Source organism: Sphingobacterium sp. BN32 (assembly GCF_030503615.1).
Classification (GTDB): domain Bacteria; phylum Bacteroidota; class Bacteroidia; order Sphingobacteriales; family Sphingobacteriaceae; genus Sphingobacterium.
Genome location: NZ_CP129963.1, coordinates 3,560,411 through 3,582,329 on the forward strand (window position 1 = coordinate 3,560,411; position 21,919 = coordinate 3,582,329).

General features: G+C 40.7%; 18 protein-coding genes. 10 read left to right on the top strand and 8 right to left on the bottom strand.

Annotation, left to right across the window (positions count from 1 at the left end; all coding sequences use genetic code 11):
• The first annotated feature begins 199 nt into the window (after positions 1-199).
• On the top strand, positions 200-1,369 hold the full coding sequence (locus QYC40_RS15050) for a PLP-dependent aspartate aminotransferase family protein (RefSeq protein WP_149524885.1): 1,170 nt from the start codon (positions 200-202) through the stop codon (positions 1,367-1,369).
• A gap of 237 nt (positions 1,370-1,606) precedes the next feature.
• Here the strand turns inward: QYC40_RS15050 and tpx are convergent, their stop codons facing one another.
• The gene (tpx, locus tag QYC40_RS15055) at positions 1,607-2,104 is read right to left on the bottom strand and encodes a thiol peroxidase (protein ID WP_301990952.1); all 498 of its coding nucleotides are present in this window, start codon (positions 2,102-2,104) and stop codon (positions 1,607-1,609) included.
• A 176-nt stretch (positions 2,105-2,280) separates the two neighbouring features.
• Here tpx and QYC40_RS15060 point away from each other — a divergent pair, with 176 nt between their 5' ends.
• The 4 genes from QYC40_RS15060 (at position 2,281) to recA (ending at position 6,825) form a co-directional block, all read left to right on the top strand.
• Complete coding sequence (locus QYC40_RS15060) at positions 2,281-3,501, top strand: OmpP1/FadL family transporter (protein WP_301990953.1); 1,221 nt, start codon at positions 2,281-2,283, stop codon at positions 3,499-3,501.
• A 19-nt stretch (positions 3,502-3,520) separates the two neighbouring features.
• Positions 3,521-4,846, top strand: a complete 1,326-nt coding sequence (locus QYC40_RS15065; RefSeq protein ID WP_301990954.1) for an SGNH/GDSL hydrolase family protein — start codon at positions 3,521-3,523, stop codon at positions 4,844-4,846.
• Between the two features lie 150 nt (positions 4,847-4,996).
• The gene (nth, locus tag QYC40_RS15070; RefSeq protein ID WP_301990955.1) at positions 4,997-5,668 is read left to right on the top strand and encodes an endonuclease III; all 672 of its coding nucleotides are present in this window, start codon (positions 4,997-4,999) and stop codon (positions 5,666-5,668) included.
• Positions 5,669-5,799: 131 nt separating this feature from the next.
• A complete protein-coding gene (gene recA, locus QYC40_RS15075) occupies positions 5,800-6,825 on the top strand; it encodes a recombinase RecA (protein ID WP_301990956.1) in 1,026 nt (341 codons plus the stop codon).
• 159 nt (positions 6,826-6,984) lie between these two features.
• On the opposite strand, the gene pruA is transcribed toward recA, so the two are convergent.
• The 5 genes from pruA to QYC40_RS15100 all read right to left on the bottom strand — a co-directional run bounded on the left by pruA (position 6,985) and on the right by QYC40_RS15100 (position 10,754).
• Complete coding sequence (pruA, locus tag QYC40_RS15080; RefSeq protein WP_301990958.1) at positions 6,985-8,619, bottom strand: L-glutamate gamma-semialdehyde dehydrogenase; 1,635 nt, start codon at positions 8,617-8,619, stop codon at positions 6,985-6,987.
• 383 nt (positions 8,620-9,002) lie between these two features.
• Positions 9,003-9,611, bottom strand: a complete 609-nt coding sequence (locus QYC40_RS15085; RefSeq protein WP_301990960.1) for a superoxide dismutase — start codon at positions 9,609-9,611, stop codon at positions 9,003-9,005.
• 105 nt (positions 9,612-9,716) lie between these two features.
• On the bottom strand, positions 9,717-10,193 hold the full coding sequence (locus QYC40_RS15090) for a nucleoside deaminase (protein WP_301990961.1): 477 nt from the start codon (positions 10,191-10,193) through the stop codon (positions 9,717-9,719).
• Positions 10,193-10,537: a tRNA-binding protein gene (locus tag QYC40_RS15095; RefSeq protein WP_301990962.1), complete on the bottom strand. Its 345-nt coding sequence runs from the start codon at positions 10,535-10,537 to the stop codon at positions 10,193-10,195. The genes QYC40_RS15090 and QYC40_RS15095 overlap by 1 nt, the downstream gene beginning before the upstream one ends.
• Position 10,538: 1 nt before the next feature.
• Entirely contained in the window at positions 10,539-10,754 is a 216-nt protein-coding gene (locus QYC40_RS15100) for a hypothetical protein (RefSeq protein ID WP_301990963.1), read from the bottom strand.
• 70 nt (positions 10,755-10,824) lie between these two features.
• Between QYC40_RS15100 and QYC40_RS15105 the strand changes: the two genes are divergently transcribed.
• From QYC40_RS15105 to QYC40_RS15125, 5 genes are all read left to right on the top strand, one after another.
• The gene (locus QYC40_RS15105) at positions 10,825-11,412 is read left to right on the top strand and encodes a porin family protein (protein WP_301990964.1); all 588 of its coding nucleotides are present in this window, start codon (positions 10,825-10,827) and stop codon (positions 11,410-11,412) included.
• A gap of 164 nt (positions 11,413-11,576) precedes the next feature.
• Positions 11,577-12,356 carry a succinate dehydrogenase cytochrome b subunit gene (locus QYC40_RS15110; RefSeq protein WP_301990965.1) on the top strand — a complete coding sequence of 260 codons (780 nt, stop codon included), beginning with the start codon at positions 11,577-11,579 and terminating at the stop codon, positions 12,354-12,356.
• Between the two features lie 50 nt (positions 12,357-12,406).
• Entirely contained in the window at positions 12,407-14,341 is a 1,935-nt protein-coding gene (locus tag QYC40_RS15115; RefSeq protein ID WP_301990967.1) for a fumarate reductase/succinate dehydrogenase flavoprotein subunit, read from the top strand.
• 55 nt (positions 14,342-14,396) lie between these two features.
• On the top strand, positions 14,397-15,158 hold the full coding sequence (locus QYC40_RS15120) for a succinate dehydrogenase/fumarate reductase iron-sulfur subunit (RefSeq protein ID WP_367652286.1): 762 nt from the start codon (positions 14,397-14,399) through the stop codon (positions 15,156-15,158).
• Positions 15,159-15,479: 321 nt separating this feature from the next.
• Positions 15,480-19,241 carry an ATP-binding protein gene (locus QYC40_RS15125; RefSeq protein ID WP_301990969.1) on the top strand — a complete coding sequence of 1,254 codons (3,762 nt, stop codon included), beginning with the start codon at positions 15,480-15,482 and terminating at the stop codon, positions 19,239-19,241.
• Positions 19,242-19,640: 399 nt separating this feature from the next.
• Here QYC40_RS15125 and QYC40_RS15130 read toward each other — a convergent pair whose 3' ends face one another.
• Both QYC40_RS15130 and gmd read right to left on the bottom strand, forming a co-directional pair.
• Positions 19,641-20,582, bottom strand: coding sequence for a hypothetical protein (locus QYC40_RS15130; RefSeq protein ID WP_301990970.1), 942 nt, complete (start codon positions 20,580-20,582; stop codon positions 19,641-19,643).
• Between the two features lie 117 nt (positions 20,583-20,699).
• The gene (gene gmd / locus QYC40_RS15135) at positions 20,700-21,836 is read right to left on the bottom strand and encodes a GDP-mannose 4,6-dehydratase (RefSeq protein ID WP_301990971.1); all 1,137 of its coding nucleotides are present in this window, start codon (positions 21,834-21,836) and stop codon (positions 20,700-20,702) included.
• Positions 21,837-21,919: the final 83 nt, after the last annotated feature.

Below are 21,919 nucleotides of genomic sequence, written 5' to 3' on the forward strand. Positions count from 1 at the left end.
CAAACCCGTTCATAAGCGGTTCTGAAAGGGTTATACAAGGGCTTTGAAAGGGTTATACAAGGGCTTTGAAAGGGCTTTGAAAGGGTTATGAGTTGACGCAGTCTTATGCCGGCGCCGAGTAAGCCTTCATAAAAAAAAATCAAAAATAAATTCGACAAGATTAGTAGTTTATGCATAAAAGTAAATAAATTTGCTCATCATGAACAACGAACAATCCAAAATCATCCGCGAGCAAGCACAACGCTCCGCATTACGCGAACACTCTGTTCCTCTTTACCTTACCTCCAGCTTTATCTTTGACAGTGCCGATCAAGGGCGTGCTGTTTTTGCCGAGGAAGAGGAAGGGATGGTTTATTCTCGTTATGCCAATCCGAACACGACAGAATTCATCAACAAGGTTTGTCTGTTAGAAAATGCAGAGGCAGGCTTAGCATTTGCGTCGGGCATGGGAGCAGTTTTTGCGACTTTCGCGGGATTTATCGAAAGTGGCGACCATATTGTGTCCTCACGTGCGATTTTCGGATCTACGCATCAGTTGTTCACGCAGCTATTCCCACGTTGGGGTGTCACCACGACTTACGTGGATGCCATCAACCAGGACGAATGGGAAAAAGCAATTCAACCGAATACCAAGTTTATTTTCTTAGAATCGCCCTCAAATCCAGGTCTTGAATTGGTCGATCTGGAATGGTTAGGCGGACTTAAAAAGAAATATCCGCATATTATTTTTGCTATCGATAATTGTTTCGCAACGCCTTATCTACAAAAGCCACTGCAATATGGTTTCGATCTTTCCATCCACTCGGCAACGAAATATATGGACGGTCAAGGTCGCGTATTAGGTGGTGTGGTCGTGGGGAAAAAAGAATTGATGGATAAGATGATGTTCTTGATTCGCCATACGGGCCCATCAATGTCTCCATTTAATGCTTGGGTACTTTCCAAAAGTATCGAAACATTAGGATTGCGTATGGACAGACACTGTTCCAATGCGCTGGCATTGGCGCAAACTTTAGAGCAGCATCCCGAGATTGCTGATGTTAAATACCCTTTCCTACCCTCGCATCCACAGTATGAGTTGGCTAAAAAGCAGATGAAAGCTGGTGGCGGTATCGTGACGTTTGAGGTAAAAGGCGGAAAAGAACGCGCATTCAAATTTTTGGATGCTCTAAAAATGATCAAATATACCTCCAACCTCGGCGACGCACGCAGTATCGCAACGCATCCTGCCACAACAACACATTCCAAACTCTCCGAAGCCGAACGCGAGAAGCTAGGTATCCGCCCCGGAACAGTACGCCTTTCCGTAGGTATCGAAGAACAAGAAGATATTATAGGGGATATTTTGCAGGCATTGGGGGCGAGCTAGATATTAAACATTAGATATAAGATTTTAGACCTTGAGCGGACTGTAATGGTTCGCTTTTTTGTTTTTAAGGGGTTTGTTTTGAACTTTTGGTTAGAAAGGAAATTTTGTTTTGAATTAGGAAATGAAGTGAAGTTTGTCTTGAACCCTTCCTTTCCTGGTTCAAAACAACCCACAAATAAAGGCGCCTAATCGGCGCCCTACTCTAAGATCTAATGTCTAAAATCTTATATCTAATATTTAAATACTAGCCAGCGCTTTATCATATTCCGGCTCTTCGGTAGTTTCTTCGACCTGCTCGGTGTAAACTACTTTACCATCTTCGTCGATCACGACTACGGAGCGGCTCAACAGACCTGCTAGAGGGCCGTCTGCGAATTTAACGCCGTAAGCGTCTGCGAAAGCATTGTCTTTAAAATCTGATAGGGTAATGACGTTTTCGATTCCCTCTGCAGCACAGAAGCGTGACTGTGCGAATGGAAGATCTTTAGAGATACATAAAACCACTGTATTGTCTAGTCCTGCTGCTTTTTCGTTGAATTGGCGAACCGACATTGCACATGTACCAGTATCGATACTCGGGAATATATTTAAAATAACTTTCTTACCTTTGAAATCGCTCAATGACTTAGAAGAAAGGTCGCCTGATGTTAGTGTAAAGTTTGGAGCAGTATCGCCTACTTTAGGTAGGTTTCCTTCTGAATGAACTGCGTTGCCCTTGAATTTAATTTGTGCCATAATATCTTTTAGAATTGTATTCTTAAAGATAACCATTTAAAATACAAATATGTTTGAACGATATTCATTTACTTGCATATTATTAAATTGTGACAAATATTTTTATTTTAATTAATAAAAAAATGCTATGTTAGCATATCAAATCTAAATTTGAAAAAACGCTAATCAATATTTATATGAAACGATTATTACTGAGTTTGTTATTAGCTTCCCCTATTCTATTGCATGCACAAGGCTCGCAAGTGAATACGCAAAGTCAGAAAGCCGTAGGTATGGCCGGTGCAGGATCTGCATTGTTTATAGATGAAACGTCTATATTTTACAACCCGGGTGCATTGGTAAAGATGGACCACAACGCTATACAGGTAGGTGCAAGTGCTGTTATGTACCGATCTGCTTTCCGCGAACACGGAAGTACGGAATCACATGATACGAAATTTCAAATTTCGCCACCATTTGGTGCCTACGCTACTTTTGGACCGAAAAACTCCTGGTGGAAAGCCGGTATCGGCGTCTACACACCTTTCGGTGGATCGGTAGATTGGGGCAAAGAATGGCCAGGGCGCTTTTCATTGACGCATCTTTCCATGCGCGCAATTTATATACAACCAACCGTAAGTTTTAAAATTACCGACCAATTCAGTCTGGGCGGTGGATTTGTTTACAATATTGGTTTGGTTGATTTAGGCCGTGCTTTGCCGGTATTTTACCCCGATGGAACAGCCGGACAGGCAACCTTAAAAGGAACAGGTACGGGTATGGGATATAATGTCGGTGTACACTACAACCTGGAAGATCAGTTTGCCATCTCCTTGAGTTACCGTTCGAAAGTTGTTACAAAACTAGAAGGCGGCGATGCCACATTTGAGGTTCCGACTTCATTGGCAGCAAACTTCCCGAATGGTAAATTCGACGCCGAATTACCTCTACCTTCTACATTCAACATTGGTATCGCATTCCCACTGAGCGATAAAGTTCAAGCGGCTATCGACGGATCATTGATCAATTACGATATCTACAAGGAATTGGTATTCGATTATGAAAACAACACACCGGTATTGCAAGATACACGCTCGGCGAAAAAATACCAAAATGCCTTCTCGGGTAAAGCGGGTATCAACTACGATGTGAATGATGCTTTGGCTTTACGAGTTGGGGCAGGTTATGTTTATACACCAGTTCAATCGAAATATGTGTATCCAGAGACTCCGGATAACAATCGTGTTATGGCTGCGGGGGGTGTATCCTACAAGTTCAATCCGAAATGGGAAATGTCTGCCGCTTATGTATTCCAGAAGATCTTAAAGCGTACGACAACCAACGCGGAAACATTGCTTCACGGAGCATACGAAACCAATATCCATGCACCAGGTATCTCCCTGTCTTATAAATGGTAAGCCTTAATTGATGAAAACAATGAAAAAGAACTTTAGATTATATATTGGACTAGCAATTTTAGGACTTGTTAGCTCCTGTAAACCCGAGATTGACGCGCCTACCTTTAGCAAAGGTACGGCAGACTTTTCGAAATATATTGCCATCGGTAATTCGTTAACCTCAGGTTATGCAGACAATGGTCTGTATTTAGAAGGCCAGAAAGTAGCCTTCCCCAACCTGATGGCCGAGCAGATGAAGAACGTGGGTGGCGGTGAGTTTACTTCACCATTCTTCCCGGCAGATAAAGCAAATGGTTCCGGCTATATCATGTTGGAATCTTTGGTTGATGGAAATCCCGTGATGAAACCCGTAACAACGGATTTAGCAATTCGCGGTACTAATCCAGATGGAAAGCCATTATACATTAAATATACCGACCCTATCCAAAACTTAGGCGTTCCGGGCATGCGTTTAGATATGGCCTTTGCGAATGGCCTCGGAACAGTTAAGGGAAATCCTTATTTCGAGCGTCTTTTACCGGATAATACGCCCGCCACAATGACCTATTTTCAGTATGCGACCGGGCATGATTATACGTTTTTCTCTTTTTGGTTAGGAAATAACGACGTTTTAGGCTATGCAATGAATGGCGCGGTATCAACTGTTAATTCACCTACAGGTCCAGTTGAAGACCCAACTAAGCAATTGACGTCCCTACCTTTATTTACGCAGCTATACACGAATTTTGTTACTACGTTGACTGCGAAAGGCCAAAAAGGCGTTGTTGCTACGATTCCTGATGTTACGGCAGTGCCTTTCTTAAATACCGTAACGACTGCACGTCTGAATGCTGGCGTTGAGGCGGCATCACAAGGGGCGTTCAAAAACGTAATCATCAAAACAAAAACTGGTGTTCGCGCAGCAACGGCAAAGGATCTATTTCCTTTAACTTTCAATACAGCAGCATTGGGTAAACCAAATACTATTGGTCCGGGCTATGGTATCAGTCCAGCGAATCCTATTGAGGATCATAATGTATTGGACGAGGCTGAAGTAGCACAAGTAAGTGCCCGTGTTAACGAGTTCAACAATGTAATTAAGCAAGTAGCGGAAAGCAAAGGTGTAGCGGTTGCGGATGTACATGCCTTCTTAAATAAAGTTAAGGGTGGTTATGTGTACAATGGCATTGGCATTAGCTCGGCTTTCATTACTGGTAATGCCTTCTCATTAGACGGTGTACACCTAACGCCAATGGGTAATGCAATTGTTGCGAATTTATTTATTGATGCAATCAATAAACAGTACAATGCATCGATTCCTAAAGTAGATATCTCTCTTTATAGAGGTGTAAAATATCCGAATTAATTTTGGAAAACTTAACAGAAGGTTAGGGCTGCCATTGTGCAGCCCTTTCTTATTTATGCATTACCACCTCTGGCTTCGAATTTTCGATCAAGCGATTGTAATCTACGCCTGTTAAGCTATCAAATCGCTCAAAGATGCTTATCTTTGACTATGCTTAAGAAAGACAGGTATAAGGCTTTTGTGGAGTACTTTTCTACACACAATCCGGATGCACAAACTGAGTTAAATTATAGTAATCCATTTGAGTTATTGCTGGCGGTCATCTTATCGGCACAATGTACCGATAAGCGAATAAATCAGATCACCCCTGCTCTATTTGCGCGGTATCCAGATGCGGAAAGCTTAGCGGAAAGCTCGGTCGATGAGGTCTTTTCTTACATCCGTTCGGTGAGCTATCCAAATAACAAGGCCAAACATTTGGTAGGCATGGCTCAGAAGTTACTGAGCGAATTTGACGGGGTTGTTCCGGAAAAGATCGAAGACCTGGTGAAACTTCCCGGTGTGGGTAGAAAAACGGCAAATGTGATCTCCTCGGTTGTATATCATAATCCGGCTATGGCCGTTGATACACATGTGTTCCGTGTGGCAAACCGACTAGGATTGACGTCGAGGGCGACAACACCGCTAGCGGTTGAAAAACAACTAGTGAAGCACTTACCAAAGGATACGATTGCGATAGCCCATCATTGGCTTATTCTTCATGGACGTTATATCTGCTTAGCGAGGAAGCCAAAGTGTGAGGAATGCCCGATTACCTATTTCTGCAAATATTTCGAGAAAACTTATAAAGCAAAAGCAGTCGTAGAAAAGGAAGTAGAATAATTTTAAACCTGGATTCTGATTTAGAAAGAAACAACTTAACTTTACAGATGGAATATTAAACTAATTTTTTTAGTAAATAATTTTGTAATATTCCATTATTATCTTATTTTTGAATTCGATATACTAAAAATATGAGCAACTCAGACAAATTAAAGGCGCTACAGCTTACTTTAGATAAATTAGAAAAATCGTTCGGTAAAGGTACGATCATGAAATTAGGTGATACTGCCGTAGAGCCTATCGAGTCTATTTCTACGGGATCATTAGGTTTAGATATCGCCTTGGGTATTGGCGGTGTTCCTAAAGGCCGTATCATTGAGATTTACGGTCCTGAATCATCAGGTAAGACAACATTAGCGACGCATATTGTAGCGGAAGCACAGAAAAAAGGCGGTATTGCTGCAATCATTGATGCGGAGCACGCTTTTGATAAGTACTATGCTCAGAAATTAGGTGTGGATATCGAGAACTTGTTGATTTCTCAGCCTGACCATGGTGAGCAAGCGTTAGAGATTGCTGACAACTTGATCCGTTCGGGCGCTATTGATGTTATCGTCATTGACTCGGTTGCAGCATTGGTACCTAAGGGAGAGATTGAAGGTGAAATGGGTGAGTCGAAGATGGGTCTTCAAGCACGTTTAATGTCGCAAGCCCTACGTAAGCTAACCGGTACAATCGCAAAAACAAACTGTTGTTGTATCTTCATCAACCAATTGCGTGAGAAGATTGGTGTGATGTTCGGTAACCCGGAAACAACAACGGGTGGTAATGCACTTAAGTTCTACGCATCTGTGCGTTTAGACATCCGTCGTACATCGCAGATCAAAGATGCTGATGAGGTAGCAGGTAACCGTGTTAAAGTAAAAATCGTTAAGAATAAAGTAGCTCCTCCATTCCGTATTGCTGAGTTTGATATCATGTTCGGCGAAGGTATTTCTAAGGTTGGTGAAATCATCGACTTAGGTGTAGAATATGGAATCGTTAAGAAATCAGGATCTTGGTTTAGCTATGGAGACACAAAATTAGGTCAAGGTCGTGATGCTGTGAAGTCGCTATTGGCAGATAACCCTGATTTATCAGATGAGTTAGAAGCAAAAATTAGAGCAGAGGTAACTGGTCAGAATTTAGACGAGACCATCTTGAAAGAAGAGGAATAAGCTTTTTTATTACAATTAAATTCCCACTAGGTTTCAAAAATATGGGAAATATGCGGCAGCTATCTTTGATAGCTGCTTTTTTTTGCTTCCTTCATAGAGGCAAAAAGAAAAAGGAGACCATCGGTCCCCTTTCTCTATATTATGCAATTAGGAGTATTGTTATTCTTCGGATAAGAATGGATATCTGTAGTCTGTATCCGGGTTGAATGTTTCTTTGATTGTTCTTGGCGATACCCAACGCAATAGGTTGATCATGGAACCAGCTTTATCGTTTGTACCTGATCCTCTAGCACCACCAAATGGCTGTTGTCCTACTACCGCACCTGTACATTTATCGTTGATGTAGAAGTTACCAGCAGCATTACGTAAGTAATGAGTTGCTTCTTCTATCGCATAACGATCTTGAGCGATGATAGAACCTGTTAAAGCATAGATCGATGTCTCGTCTACTAACTTCAACGTTTCTTCCCATTTGTTATCGTCATATACGTAGATTGTCAAAACTGGACCGAATAATTCTTCAGATAAAGTTTCGTAATCTCCTTTTTTCGCTAAAATAACAGTAGGGTGGATAAAGTATCCTTTTGATTTATCGTATTCACCACCGATTACCACTTCAGCATCTTTAGATTCTTTTGCTCTATCGATGTATTTCGTGATTTTATCGAATGATTTCTCGTCGATTACAGCATTGATGAAGTTAGAGAAGTCTTCTGTACCACCAATTCTGAATGATTTGATATCTCTCTCCATTGATTTTTTCAAATCTTCCCATAATGACTTAGGAACATACGCGCGAGAAGCAGCTGAACATTTCTGTCCTTGGAACTCGAAAGCACCTCTTACTAACGCTGTGTTCAACACGTCAAGATCAGCAGAAGGGTGAGCTAGGATAAAGTCTTTACCACCAGTCTCTCCTACGATACGTGGGTAAGTTTTATATACATGGATGTTCTCACCAATTGTTTTCCAAATATCTTGGAATACACCTGTAGAACCTGTGAAGTGGATACCTGCGAAATCTGGGTGTTTGAAGATCACATCGCCAGCCTCAGGACCTGATACATACACTAAGTTAATAACGCCATCAGGAACACCAGCTTCTTTAAAGATCTGCATCAATACGTTTGCTGAATAAATTTGGGTGTTCGATGGTTTCCATACAACCACATTACCCATCATTGCAGCACTTGTAGGCAAGTTACCTGCGATAGCCGTAAAGTTGAATGGTGTTAATGCGAAAACAAACCCTTCTAACGGGCGTTGTTCCACACGGTTCCATACGTTCTTAGGGCTAATTGGAGGTTGTTGTTGGTAAATTTCTGACATGTATTTTACGTTGAAACGCAAGAAGTCAGCGATCTCACATGCCGAGTCAATCTCTGCCTGATAAGCATTTTTAGATTGACCTAACATCGTAGCCGCATTTAATTTATAGCGGTATTTGCTAGAAATCAATTCAGCAGCTTTCAAGAAGATAGCCGCACGTTGCTCCCATGGCAAGTTTTCCCAATCGTTCTTCGCCGCTAATGCTGCGTCGATCGCTTGTTTAACATGCTCTTTTGTTCCTTGGCTATAATAACCTAGGGTATGTTGGTGATCGTGTGGAGGAGTCAACTTACCTTTTTTCTCGGTGTGAACTTCTTCGCCACCGATATACATTGGGACGTCAATTTCAGTTGCTCTAGCAGCAGCAATAGCTTCTTTTAACAAGCTTCTTTCTTTAGTTCCTGGAGCATAGCTGTACACTGGCTCATTCGTCGGTACAGGAACATTAAAAAATCCTTTTAACATATTTGTATCTAATTTAATTGACCAGACCGCTTATTTACATGTTTTGACCATTGATACACATGATAGGTAGTCTAGTGCTTCATTTACTTGAATAGTTTCGATAAGCAGCTTTTGAAGTTAGCATTGCTTACCGAGCGCATTGGTTAACTCAAACAGTTTGAACAATTTGCAGTACGAAATTACGAAATAATAAAGCTATTGTTAAAACTTATCTAATTCGATAATAAACCTATATTGTCCAAACATTTCGCATAACTGGTTAAGTTCCTATTAAAATGCGAGTAGTAAGCATTTTAAAAAGGCAAGAGTCTGATGTCTTCAGTACAAAAAAAACGGATAACAATTTCTTGTTATCCGTTTTGATACGTTTTATCTTTCAGCGATTACTTTGCTGCGTTATAACGCTCTGCTACCGCATCCCAGTTAATTACGTTGAAGATTGCATCTAAGTAGGCTGGGCGCTTGTTTTGATACTTTAAGTAGTACGCATGCTCCCAAACGTCAATACCAAGGATTGGCGTTCCTTTTACTTCAGCAACATCCATAAGCGGATTATCTTGATTTGGAGTAGATGTAACAGCTAATTTGCCATCAGCACCAACGATTAACCAAGACCAACCTGATCCGAAACGAGTCGCACCAGCTTCTTGTAATTTCTTTTTCAATTCATCGAATGAACCAAAAGTTTCGTTGATCGCAGTTGCTAATTCACCTGTAGGCTCACCACCTTTATTAGCGCCTAGTACAGTCCAGAATAATTGGTGATTGTAGTGACCACCACCATTATTGCGAACTGCCGCAGGGTATTTGCTAATGTTTTTGATAATGTCTTCTAGAGAAGCATTCTCAGCATCAGTACCTGCAATAGCTTTGTTCAAATTGTCTACGTAAGCTTGGTGATGGCGATCGTGGTGAATCTCCATTGTTTCCTTGTCAATATGTGGTTCTAATGCGTCTGCTGCGTATGGTAACGCTTCTAATTGAAATGCCATAATAATGTATATTTAATGAATGTTATGTTGTTCTTAAGTATAATACGAATATAAGACAAATTGGCCGAAGTAAAGTTTGTTTAAGGTCTAATTTTGTCCCCAATATTAGCGTTTATTACGAAAAAAAGACTTTACTAGATTTGCGCAGTCCTCTTCAAGCACGCCTGCTTTAATTTCCGTTTTGGGATGTATGATTTTATCGCCTATCGCAGAGTAACCGCGCTTCTCATCCCTTGCTCCATAGACGATCCGACTGATTTGGGTCCAATACGATGCGCCCGCGCACATTACGCAGGGTTCAATGGTGACATACAGCGTACAGTCTTTTAGGTATTTACCGCCCAGAAAATTGGCGGCCGCTGTAAATGCTTGCATTTCCGCATGAGCCGTAACGTCGTTGAGCCGCTCCGTAAGGTTATAACCTTTGCCGATGATCTTGCCATTCGCAACGATTATCGCCCCAATGGGTACCTCGTTCTCCCGGAATGCTTGTTCCGCTAATTTCAGCGCTTCGCGCATATACTGTTCGTCTGAATTTTCAGGTGTTAAATTCAGGTCACTCTCAAAGTTGTAAACTTTCATTATTTTAATTTGGAACCGTTCGGAACTTGTCGCTCAACGGTTGTCAGGATAATATCTCCGTTATGATCTTCAAATCCGGTCACTAAGCATTCGGACATAAAATTGGCGATCTGTTTCTTCGGAAAATTAACGACCGCTACGACCTGCCGACCGATCAGTTCATCCTTTGTATAATGCGCAGTAATCTGCGCACTGGACTTGCGGACGCCAATCTCTTCTCCAAAATCAACCGTCAATTGATAGGCTGGTCTCTTGGCTTTTGGGAAATCATCGGCTGTTAAAATAGTGCCGACTCTAAGATCCACCCGCTCGAAGTCAGCCCAGCTGATTAGCTCCTCCTGCATGTTACAAACTGTTGGACTCCAGATCAGACATTTCCTTTGACAAGGTGAAAAGCACATAGTCAACATTTCTATGAAGTCTCTTCGCCAAACGTCTTAACAATTCATCTTCCTGACCTTCTTGAAAGGTCAGATCCTCATCGGTAAGACGGTTGTATTTGCGTTGTAATTTTAGCTTCAGAATAGGCCAGTCTTGCGCTTGAATCTTGAAATTAATCATGGATATATGCCGTTTATAGATAAAAAACTCTATTTTAGTGATAGAAAGAGTAAATATATAAATTTTTAACATGAAAAAAATTATACTAGCATTTGCTGCCCTATTTCTAATGGTGCAGGCTTCACAAGCACAATTACTACCAAGTTTTAAACTAGGTGTTAAAGGTGCATTAAACTTCTCTAGTTTAAAATCAGATGGCAAATGGTTAAACTCCGATACCAAAACAGGTTATCAGCTAGGGGTTTGGGGCCGTGTGGGTGTTGCCGGCTTCCACGTACAGCCAGAGCTTTATTATAGCCAAAAGAAAGCAGGATTCGACCCACAAGATAATAGCGGAGATGGTGAAGTGACGATCAAGAGCATGGATCTTCCTATTTTACTAGGGACAAGAATCGGCTTAGGCCCTTTAGGTGTCCGTATCCAAGCAGGTCCTGTCTTCTCATTTGCGCAGGATGGAAAATTCGACATCAATACGGCGACTAATTTTGCTGAATATAAAAAGACATCAACAGGAATCATTGGTGGTATCGGTGCTGACATCCGTAATTTCACTATCGATCTTCGTTATGAGCACGGTTTAAACAACCTGAGCAAAAGCGACGCTGAAAAACAAAAGATCAGTATGTGGTCAATCGGTGTAGGATATGCGTTCTTGTAAGTAAAAGATAATTAAAAGTTTAGGCTCGGTTGTTATTCAATCGAGCCTTTCTTTTTTCTGCACAGATTAGAAAGATTCTAAATTAGTGCTTTTTTGTACATATTTCTCACAAAAGTGTCATCAATTAGATAGATTTGCGGAACTAAATTAAATTCATAGTAATAATGAGTAAATCAAAGCCAGTATTAACATCTTCACTAGGGAAGAAACTAATCATGAGCTTGACAGGATTGTTCTTATGTACGTTCTTGATTGTTCATTTGATTGGTAATTTACAGCTCTTTAAAGATGATGCGGGGTATGCGTTCAACAATTACGCTTATTTCATGACCCACTTTACACCTATCAAGGTAGTTTCTTACTTACTTTACGCTTCTATCATTATCCACGCGGTTTACGCTTTAGTATTAACTACTAAAAACAAAGCGGCAAGACCGATTGGTTACAACCAGTATGATGGCAAAGCGAGTAGCGCATGGAACTCACGTAACATGGGAATTTTAGGTACTGTATTATTAGTTTTCATCGTAACACACATGCAAAACTTCTGGTACCAGTACAAGTTTGGTTCTACTCCTTATGTAGAATACCATACTGAGCTGTCAACAGGAAATCAAGAAATCATTTCTTTAGATGATGTTCCTGCAGAGTATGACGGGTATAAAATCTTTGTAAACAACGGTGTAGAAACTGTTCAGTCAAAAGATTTATACAAGCAAGTTGCTGTAGCATTCCAAAATCCTTTCTTAGTTGGATTATATCTTTTAGGAATGGCTGCTTTGTCATTTCACTTAATTCACGGTTTCCAGTCTGCATTCCAGACGATCGGTTTTAACCACAAGCGTTATATCGGCATTATTAAATGGATTGGAATTTGGATATTCGGTATCATCATTCCAATTGCCTTCGCTGCAATGCCGTTGTATTTTTATTTTGTTAAATAGGTTATTTACAGATTGAAGCAATAGCTAAATCCACTAAATAAAAGAAGGATATGTTAGATTCAAAAGTACCTGCAGGCCCATTGGCCCTAAAATGGTCAAAACATAAATTTGATATGAAGCTGGTTAACCCGGCCAACAAACGTAAATTCACTATTATCGTTGTTGGAACAGGTTTAGCTGGTGCATCTGCGGCAGCATCTCTTGCAGAATTAGGTTATAATGTAAAAACTTTCTGCTACCAAGATTCACCACGCCGTGCACACTCTATCGCTGCACAAGGTGGTATCAATGCTGCTAAAAATTACCAAAATGACGGTGACTCTGTTTTCCGTTTATTTTATGACACGATCAAAGGTGGTGACTACCGCGCTCGCGAAGCAAACGTGTATCGTTTAGCTGAGGTTTCTGTAAACATCATCGACCAATGTGTTGCTCAAGGTGTTCCTTTCGCACGTGAATACGGAGGTTTATTGGATAACCGCTCATTCGGTGGTGCCCAAGTATCTCGTACGTTCTACGCTCGTGGACAAACTGGACAACAATTATTATTAGGTGCATACTCAGCACTTAACCGTCAGATCCAAAAAGGAAAAGTTCAATCTTATACACGCCATGAAATGTTAGATCTTGTTAAGATCGATGGCGAAGCACGCGGTATTATTACTCGTGATTTGGTTACAGGTAAGATTGAAGCACATGAAGGCCACGCGGTATTATTATGTACTGGTGGATATGGAAACGTGTTTTTCCTATCGACAAACGCGATGGGATGTAACGTAACGGCAGCTTGGAGAGCACACAAACGTGGTGCATTCTTCGCTAACCCATGTTATACACAAATCCACCCTACTTGTATCCCAGTTACTGGTGATCACCAATCGAAACTTACGTTGATGTCTGAATCATTGCGTAACGACGGTCGTGTATGGGTTCCTAAAACAGTTGAATTAGCAGAGAAATTGCGTAAAGGCGAAATGAAGCCTAAAGACATCAAAGAAGATGATCGCGATTACTTCTTAGAAAGAAAATACCCTTCATTCGGTAACTTAGTTCCTCGTGACGTTGCTTCTCGTAACGCGAAGGAAATGGTCGACGAAGGACGCGGTGTTGGTAAATCTGGCGTAGCGGTATTCTTAGATTTCGCTGACGCTATCCAACGCTTAGGAAAAGATACAGTAGAAGCTAAATATGGTAACTTGTTCGATATGTACTATCAGATTACTGATGAGAACCCATACGAACAACCAATGCGTATCTATCCTGCTGTTCACTATACAATGGGTGGTGTTTGGGTTGACTACAACTTGATGACTACTGTACCTGGTTTATACTGTTTAGGAGAAGCTAACTTCTCTGACCACGGTGCTAACCGCCTAGGTGCTTCTGCCCTAATGCAAGGCCTTTCTGATGGTTACTTCGTCATTCCATTTACTGTTGGTGATTACTTAGCTAAAATCGGAAACTTCAAACCGGTAGATAAAAATCACCCTGCTTTTGAACAGACTCGTAAAGAAGTAGAAGATAAAATCAACAAATTGTTAGCACTGAAAGGTACGAAGACTGTTGATGATATCCACAAAAAACTAGGTCATATCATGTGGGAATACTGTGGTATGGCGCGTACGGCAGAAGGATTGACTAAAGCAAAAGGTCTTATCCAAGAATTACGCAAAGAATTCTGGGAGAATGCTTGTGTATTAGGTGCGAACGAAGAATTGAATATGTCGTTAGAGAAAGCTGGTCGTGTTGCTGACTTCCTTGAATTAGGCGAGTTAATGGTAGACGATGCGTTGAACCGTAACGAATCATGTGGAGGTCACTTCCGTCTTGAATCTCAAACAGAAGAAGGCGAAGCGAAACGTGATGATGATCACTACGCTTATGTTGCTGCATGGGAGTACAAAGGTGATAACCAACCGGAAGCACTACACAAAGAAGAGCTAGTATTCGAAAACGTTAAGTTAACACAAAGAAGTTATAAATAAGCAAAAGGCTAGCAATAGCCTTTTGATACTCAATATTACTATTATGAGTGGACATATGAATTTAACGCTAAAAGTTTGGCGTCAAAAAAATATAAACGACAAAGGACAATTCGTTACTTACCAAGCTAAAGATATCGCTGATGATATGTCTTTCCTTGAGATGCTTGATATCGTGAACGAAGATTTGACTCGTAAAGGTGAAGATCCGATTTACTTTGATCACGATTGTCGCGAAGGTATCTGCGGTATGTGTTCATTAGTGATCAATGGTCGCCCGCATGGTCCAAAATACGGTATTACGACTTGTCAATTGCACATGCGTTCATTCCACGATGGACAAACTATCGTTATTGAACCATGGCGCGCAGCGGCTTTCCCTGTATTGAAGGATTTAGCCGTAGATAGAACTGCATTTGACCGCATCCAACAAGCTGGTGGATACGTAAATGTCAATACTGGTGGTGTGCCTGATGCAAATACGATTGCTATTCCAAAACGCGTTGCTGACGAGGCTTTCGAATCAGCTACTTGTATCGGATGTGGAGCATGTGTTGCAGCATGTAAGAATGCTTCAGCAATGTTATTCGTATCTGCTAAGATTTCTCAATTTGCATTGCTTCCACAAGGTCAAACAGAGCGTTACGAACGTGCGCAAGCCATGGTTGATCAAATGGATGCTGAAGGCTTTGGTAACTGTACAAACACAGGTGCTTGTGAAGCTGAATGTCCAAAAGGAATTAAATTGACAAATATCGCAAGAATGAACCGTGAGTACTTTACTGCGAAGTTCTTCCGTCAGGAAGATATCCACGCGTAAGGAATCCTCACTAGAATATAAAGTCCTCGTAAGCATTTTACGAGGACTTTTTTTATGAGCGTAATTTGTTTACAAGGGCAATAAGCCACTAGTATTTGTTGGTCTTTCAGTAGAAACCTGAAAATTTTTACAGCTCTCTCCTATTGTACTCACAGCTATCCACAGGAACTTTTGCTATTATTTCCATCTACATAGAGTCTTAAGTGCTCGGCAGTTGAATTTTTCACAAAATACTGCTTAAATGAAGCTCCATTCGCGATATCCATTAAGTGGAATGCTGAAAGTTTTGTTTATATTTACCCTTAATAATCTTAAATCTTAATGGGTAATAGAATACGAATTCTTCTACTGATTCTAACAGTTTTATTCTTAACGACGGCTATCACGATTAATAATATAGTCACCAAAGAAGATATGTTGGAATTGGATACCCGCACCCTCTCCAACAATTTGCACCGTTCAGAAAAACTCGTAGACGAGTTTTTTGCAGACTCCAGCATGATGAAGGCTTTTCAGAATGTGGAGCTTTACCCGACTCAGGTCTTGGATATCACCAAAAAGATCGGAGCAAAAGAACGAATCTTCTTTTTTGTATATAAGAATCATCAGCCCATCTTCTGGAGCACAAACCTATTTGTACCGGTAAACGACTTGGGCTTCCAATCCGATGTTAATTATATTAAAGAAGATAATCGGCATCTCGTTGTCAAGCGGAAAGTCCTTTCAGATAATAGCTCGTTATTAGCGATTATCCCCATCAAAGCTGATTTCCCGTTTACTAATCAGTATCTAGAGAATATCTTCAATGTGACCTTATTGAAGTCCGACAACCTTGCCATTGCGGATTATACGGATACCGAGAACATCAAAAACATATACAGCAACAACGGATCTTATTTGTTTTCTGTCAAGCTGAGCGAGGGTAAACACGATAACATCTTTATCAATATACAGTTCGTCTGTTGGATCTTTGCATCCCTATGCTTCCTGATATTTGTCCATAACGTTAGTTACATGACTGCGAAGAATGGCCGACCTTGGCTATCGATAGTGTTCTTTGCAGTAATATTAACGCTCACCCGTTATGTAGATTTAAAAACCAATTGGCTGGCATCGCAATCCAGTTTAGGGCTATTTAACCCGAAATACTACGCCTTCAGCCCCATACTTCCGAATCTCTGGGCATTCCTAATGACCACCTTTTTTGTCATCTGGTTTGTTTTCTACGTTCGATCGGTTATGGGATTCCTGAAATATCCTGAGGCTTGGAAGAAACCGGCCATCGCGGGATTGATCGCGCTAGCGTCTATCTTAAGCATCTATTTCGTTTCAAATCTACTATTCTATCACTTATCGACCTTAATCACAAATAGCTCGCAAGTCAGTCTGGATTTCACACAGCTCTTGTCATTTGACACCTACAGCTGGATCAATACACTGATCTTTTGTGTCAACATGGTTATCCTGCTATATTTCATAGATACCATCGTTGGCTTTCTTAAAAACATTCTGCCGAATACCACCTCTTTCCTGAATCTGCAGCTGATCGCATTAGTGACGGCCATTATTTTAAATGCCATTATTATTGGTGAGAACACCTTCTTCAATATATTCCTAGCAGGGGTTATCATGTTGCGCGCATACAGCAACATGCGCATGAGTCTGAACCTACCGACGTTTATCCTGACATTGGTTTTCCTAGCATTTATGGCAACCTCTGTCTATATGCGTAGTGTACATGATAAGGTAGAGCAGGAAATGAAGGTAACACTAGGGCAATTGGAAGCCGAAGACGACTTTAACGCCCTAGCCCTATTTGTTGATCTAGAAAAAGATATTTTGAAAGACGAGCAGCTTAAACAGCTGTTTACTATCAGTCTCCCAAATACGCAGACGGAGATCATCAACCAGTATCTCAAAACGCATTACTTTAGTGGTTACCTGTCAAAATTTGAATTCAGCAGCTATTTCTATTACGACCAAAGGCCACTTGAAAATTATAATTCTGATAAAATTGAAGAATACCGTGAAAAGGTAATTAACAACTCCACCAAGGTGCCACAGACGCAGAATTTTTACCGCGTCAGGAGCGAATTAGGAACTCATGAATATTTCCTTCAGTTTGAAATACCAATCGTTCGTAATGGCAGAGAGGATATGGTGCAGGTTTATTTAAACTTCAAGAATAAAGCCTTCAACGCATCGCTAAATTACCCTGTTATATTAGCAGATAGCCGTTCCGAATTCATCAATAAACACAAGCAATTAGCTTCTTCCTTTGCCCTTTATCGCGACGGGTATTTAGTGACGCAGAACGGTTCATTTACCTATCCGAATAGAGACGATAACTTTGCGAGCAAGATTGGACAATACAGCAATAATGAAAACTACAATGGCTATTTCCATGTCATCTATCGCCCAGATAACCACACGAGTTTAGTCGTAAGTACGCCTCAGCTAAACTTTTGGCAGTCTATCGCGATTTTTTCATTCTTATTCCTGAGTCTTTACACCTTCTTCCTATTCTTTAATTTCATAAGATATGTAAGTACCACAGTCACACGGCGCGCGTTCAACTTCAATAGTGTTAAATATCACTTCAAACTCTTGGTTAACCGTGTCCAGTATAGTACTCGTATCCAGACGATGATTGTTGGGGTGGTGATATTCGCTATTGTTATCTCCGGATTGATTACTTTCATCAGTATCTCCTACCAATTAGAAAAGGACTCGGTAGAACAACGTCAGAAATACATTCTCGATGTTGTCAACAAAATTGAAAATTTGCTGCAGGAGTCTCCGAATCTGGATGAAAACCGCTTTGAAGATATCTTGCAAAAGCTATCAGAAACTTCGGTAACAGACTTCAACTTATATGACAAGAACGGAAAGCTACGTTATACCTCGCAGCCGCGAATTTATGATATGGAGCTTATCTCTACCTATATCAATCCGACGGCCTTTAACAACTTAAACATTCGAAAGAAGACCGATTTATTCTTGAAAGAAAAGCTTGTCAAATTCGAATATAATTCAAGTTTTGCTGCCATCAGAAATAATGACTACAACACGGTATTGTTTCTTAACATCCCTTATTTCACGACCGTAGAACAGGAAAATGCTAGCCAGAACTTGCTCCTAAATACCTTATTGAACATCTATACGATCATCATCCTAGCCTTCGGATTCTTCACAGTGCTAGTTGCAAACTCGATTACAAAACCATTGAGCTTGATCGGTAGAAAGCTTTCTGAAACAATATTCAGTAATAAACCAAACGAGCCCCTTTATTGGGAAAGAGACGATGAGATCGGAGCACTGATCAAGGAATACAACTACATGATCGTGAAGCTGGAGGAAAATGCTAAGCAATTGATGAATGCCGAGCGTGAATATGCGTGGCGCGAGATGGCTAAACAGATTGCTCACGAAATCAAGAACCCATTAACCCCAATGAAACTGGGCATCCAACAGCTCTCGCGAAGCTATAGAGAGGGTGACCCGCGCTTTGAAGAAAGATTCTATAAATTCTCTAACTCCTTTATTGAGCAGATCAACAGTCTGTCAAAGATTGCAACTGAGTTCTCTAACTTCGCAAAACTGCCAGACACCAACCTGACGAAGATCAATATTATTGAGAAAATCAATAAATCGGCAAATGTGTATCATAATACCCATAATACCTATATCAAAGTCATCAATAATACGGACCAAGAAAACATCTATGTATTGGGTGATAGGGACCAGTTGCTACGAACCTTCAATAACCTGTTGAAAAACTCGCTAGAAGCGTCCATAACACGTAAAAAACACCTGATTAGTGTCTTGGTTGATTATGCCGATGAAAAGCATGTCCGCATCCTATTAAAGGACAACGGCCTTGGTATACCAAGAGAGCTGGTACCAAAGATCTTCCAACCGAACTTTACAACAAAAAGCTCCGGAACAGGATTAGGATTAGCCTTCGTAAAGAAAACCGTTGAATCGATGAAGGGCCAGATATCCTTTACAACCTTCGAAGGAATCGGCACTACCTTTACCATTATCCTTCCGCTTTACAATGAGGAAACGCTAGAAGGGTAGATATAAACGCAATCTTCTAGCCTGGCATAACAGTACCTATGCTTTTACGTTGTTTACAAGCATTAAAGCGATGAAGCTTTCGAAACTATTTAACGACAAACGGCTTCTTCCGAAGCCATTGAGGCAATAGTGAATCTTATAAGAGTTTCGTAAGTAAGATGGCATCTTTATACATCTTGTAGTTTCTCTAGGTAAAAGATCAAAATCTTCCCCAGCTAACCTATATGCACAAACAAAAGGTCATACAGATACCACAATAAACCCTTTATCAAGACAATTTAGCGCTAGATATAGAGAACATCTTGCGACGCGTATGATTAAGTACGAGACACCGATATAAAAGAGAAGCGGGCTTCCTAAATAGGAAACCCGCTTCTCTTTTATCGTATAATATTTTTATTATTTCAAGACAATGGATGCTCTCCCCATAATGGAGTTATCCGCATAGAGCAAAATGGTGTAAGCCCCTTTTTGAAAACGCTCGCCGTTATTACCCCACTCCATCTGATACTCTTGTCCGTTATTCGTAAAGTTGATGCTCTCTTTGAAACTGTACTGAAGCTTCTCACCATGAACATAGAATATATCTTCTGAATTTGCTTCCAAATTTCCTTTGGGATTGATTACACGAACGAAAATATCTTTCTTACCTGTACTCGCTAAGGGATTATCAGCTACAGTAAAGCTGATTTGAAGCTTATCAATTCGTTTCGACTTCGTCTCGATCTCTATAACGCCACCCTTCTTCTCTTCTACACCGGCAATATGAATATTTGAAACTTTGATGGAAGACGCTTTGTTAATCTTCTCGTTTAAGATTTTGGTTTGTTTGCTTAGGTTTTCAGATTGCTGACGACTTGCCGTCACTTCATTTTTCAAATCAGTATTCGCTTCCGCCAATAACTCATTTTTTATGCGTAACTCCGTCACCTGATCTTTCATACGCGACACTTGAGTTTTCAACTGATAAACTTGCTGTTTAGCATCCTCAATTTGCTGATCCGTGATCTCGCCACTTTCCAGACTGCTGCGTAAATCTTCAATTCTCACGCGCGCATCTTGTTCTGCTGATTGAAACTCATCCGCTGAACCATTATATTGTGATTTAATATTATCTAGCTCTGCCTCGATGCGATCAATCTCAGATTGCAAACTTTCCTTCTGTAAAGTCACTGTATATAGCTTCTCACCCGACGATTTAAACTTTACATAGAAATATATATTCGTCGCTAAAAGTGCTGCTATCGCTATAATGAAAAAGTAGATCTTCGAACTATCACGTTTTAAGGCGACCTGTTCTTGATCTTCGTTCATTCCCGTATTTTGTATTCCTGTTTTCATGATGCTTGCACGTACGTCTCGCCGAAACGAAGATTAGATAAATCAATTAGACAACGTACGTTTAATATTCTATTAACATATTCGTAAAATCCAACGCAAAAACTGTTCCAACTCTAATTATTCAAAATAATTTAAAGTCGTGAAACCGCCCTTCTTAAGATACTCTTCGCGCTGCATAACTTTCAGATCCGAAAGAACCATCTCATTGACCAGCATATCAAGCGAATACCTTGGTTTCCAACCCAATTTGTTCTGCGCTTTTGAAGGATCACCGATCAATATATCCACCTCCGTCGGACGGTAATATTGCGGATCCACTTTAACAACAGTCTGTCCTAGTTTGATAGACTCAGCGCTAAGCCCCAACTCTTGCAATCGCTCCTCATCGCGATCAATAATCACTGCCTTTTCAGCCTCTCCTTTTCCACTAAACTCAATCTCTATTCCTAACTCGGCGAAAGCCATGCGAACAAATTCACGCACCGTCGTCGTCACGCCTGTTGCAATAACAAAGTCTTCCGGCTTTTCCTGCTGTAAAATCAGCCACATTGCTTCCACATAATCTCTCGCATGTCCCCAATCGCGTTGTGCTGACAAATTACCTAAGTATAATTTATCCTGTAGCCCCAAAGCAATCTTTGCAGCAGCTCTTGTAATCTTACGCGTAACAAAGGTCTCCCCGCGCACAGGGCTCTCATGGTTGAACAAAATCCCGTTACAGGCAAACATTTGATAAGCTTCGCGATAATTTACCGTAATCCAGTATGCATACATCTTAGCAACAGCATAGGGGCTTCGAGGGTAAAAAGGAGTAGTCTCGCTTTGTGGAACCTCCTGCACCAAACCATAAAGTTCAGACGTTGATGCCTGATATACTTTCGTATGTTCTACTAGACCCAAAAGGCGAACAGCCTCGAGTATGCGCAACATCCCGATACCATCTGCATTCGCCGTATATTCCGGGGTATCAAAACTTACTTTTACATGCGATTGCGCAGCAAGGTTATAAATCTCATGCGGGCGCGTCTCTTGAATCACACGGATTAAATTCGTCGAATCCGTCAAATCACCGTAATGAAGCACGAAATTCCTTCCTAATTCATGAGGATCCTGATATAAATGATCGATACGATCAGTGTTGAACAAGGAACTTCTTCTTTTCAACCCATGCACCATATAGCCTTTTTTCAATAGAAACTCAGCTAAATATGCGCCATCCTGACCCGTAATCCCTGTAATTAGTGCAACTTTCATATATTCTGGATTCATCCAATGCGTAAAAATTATGCAAATATATTTAAAATTACTGCAAACAATTGATGTTTAAACAACAAAGC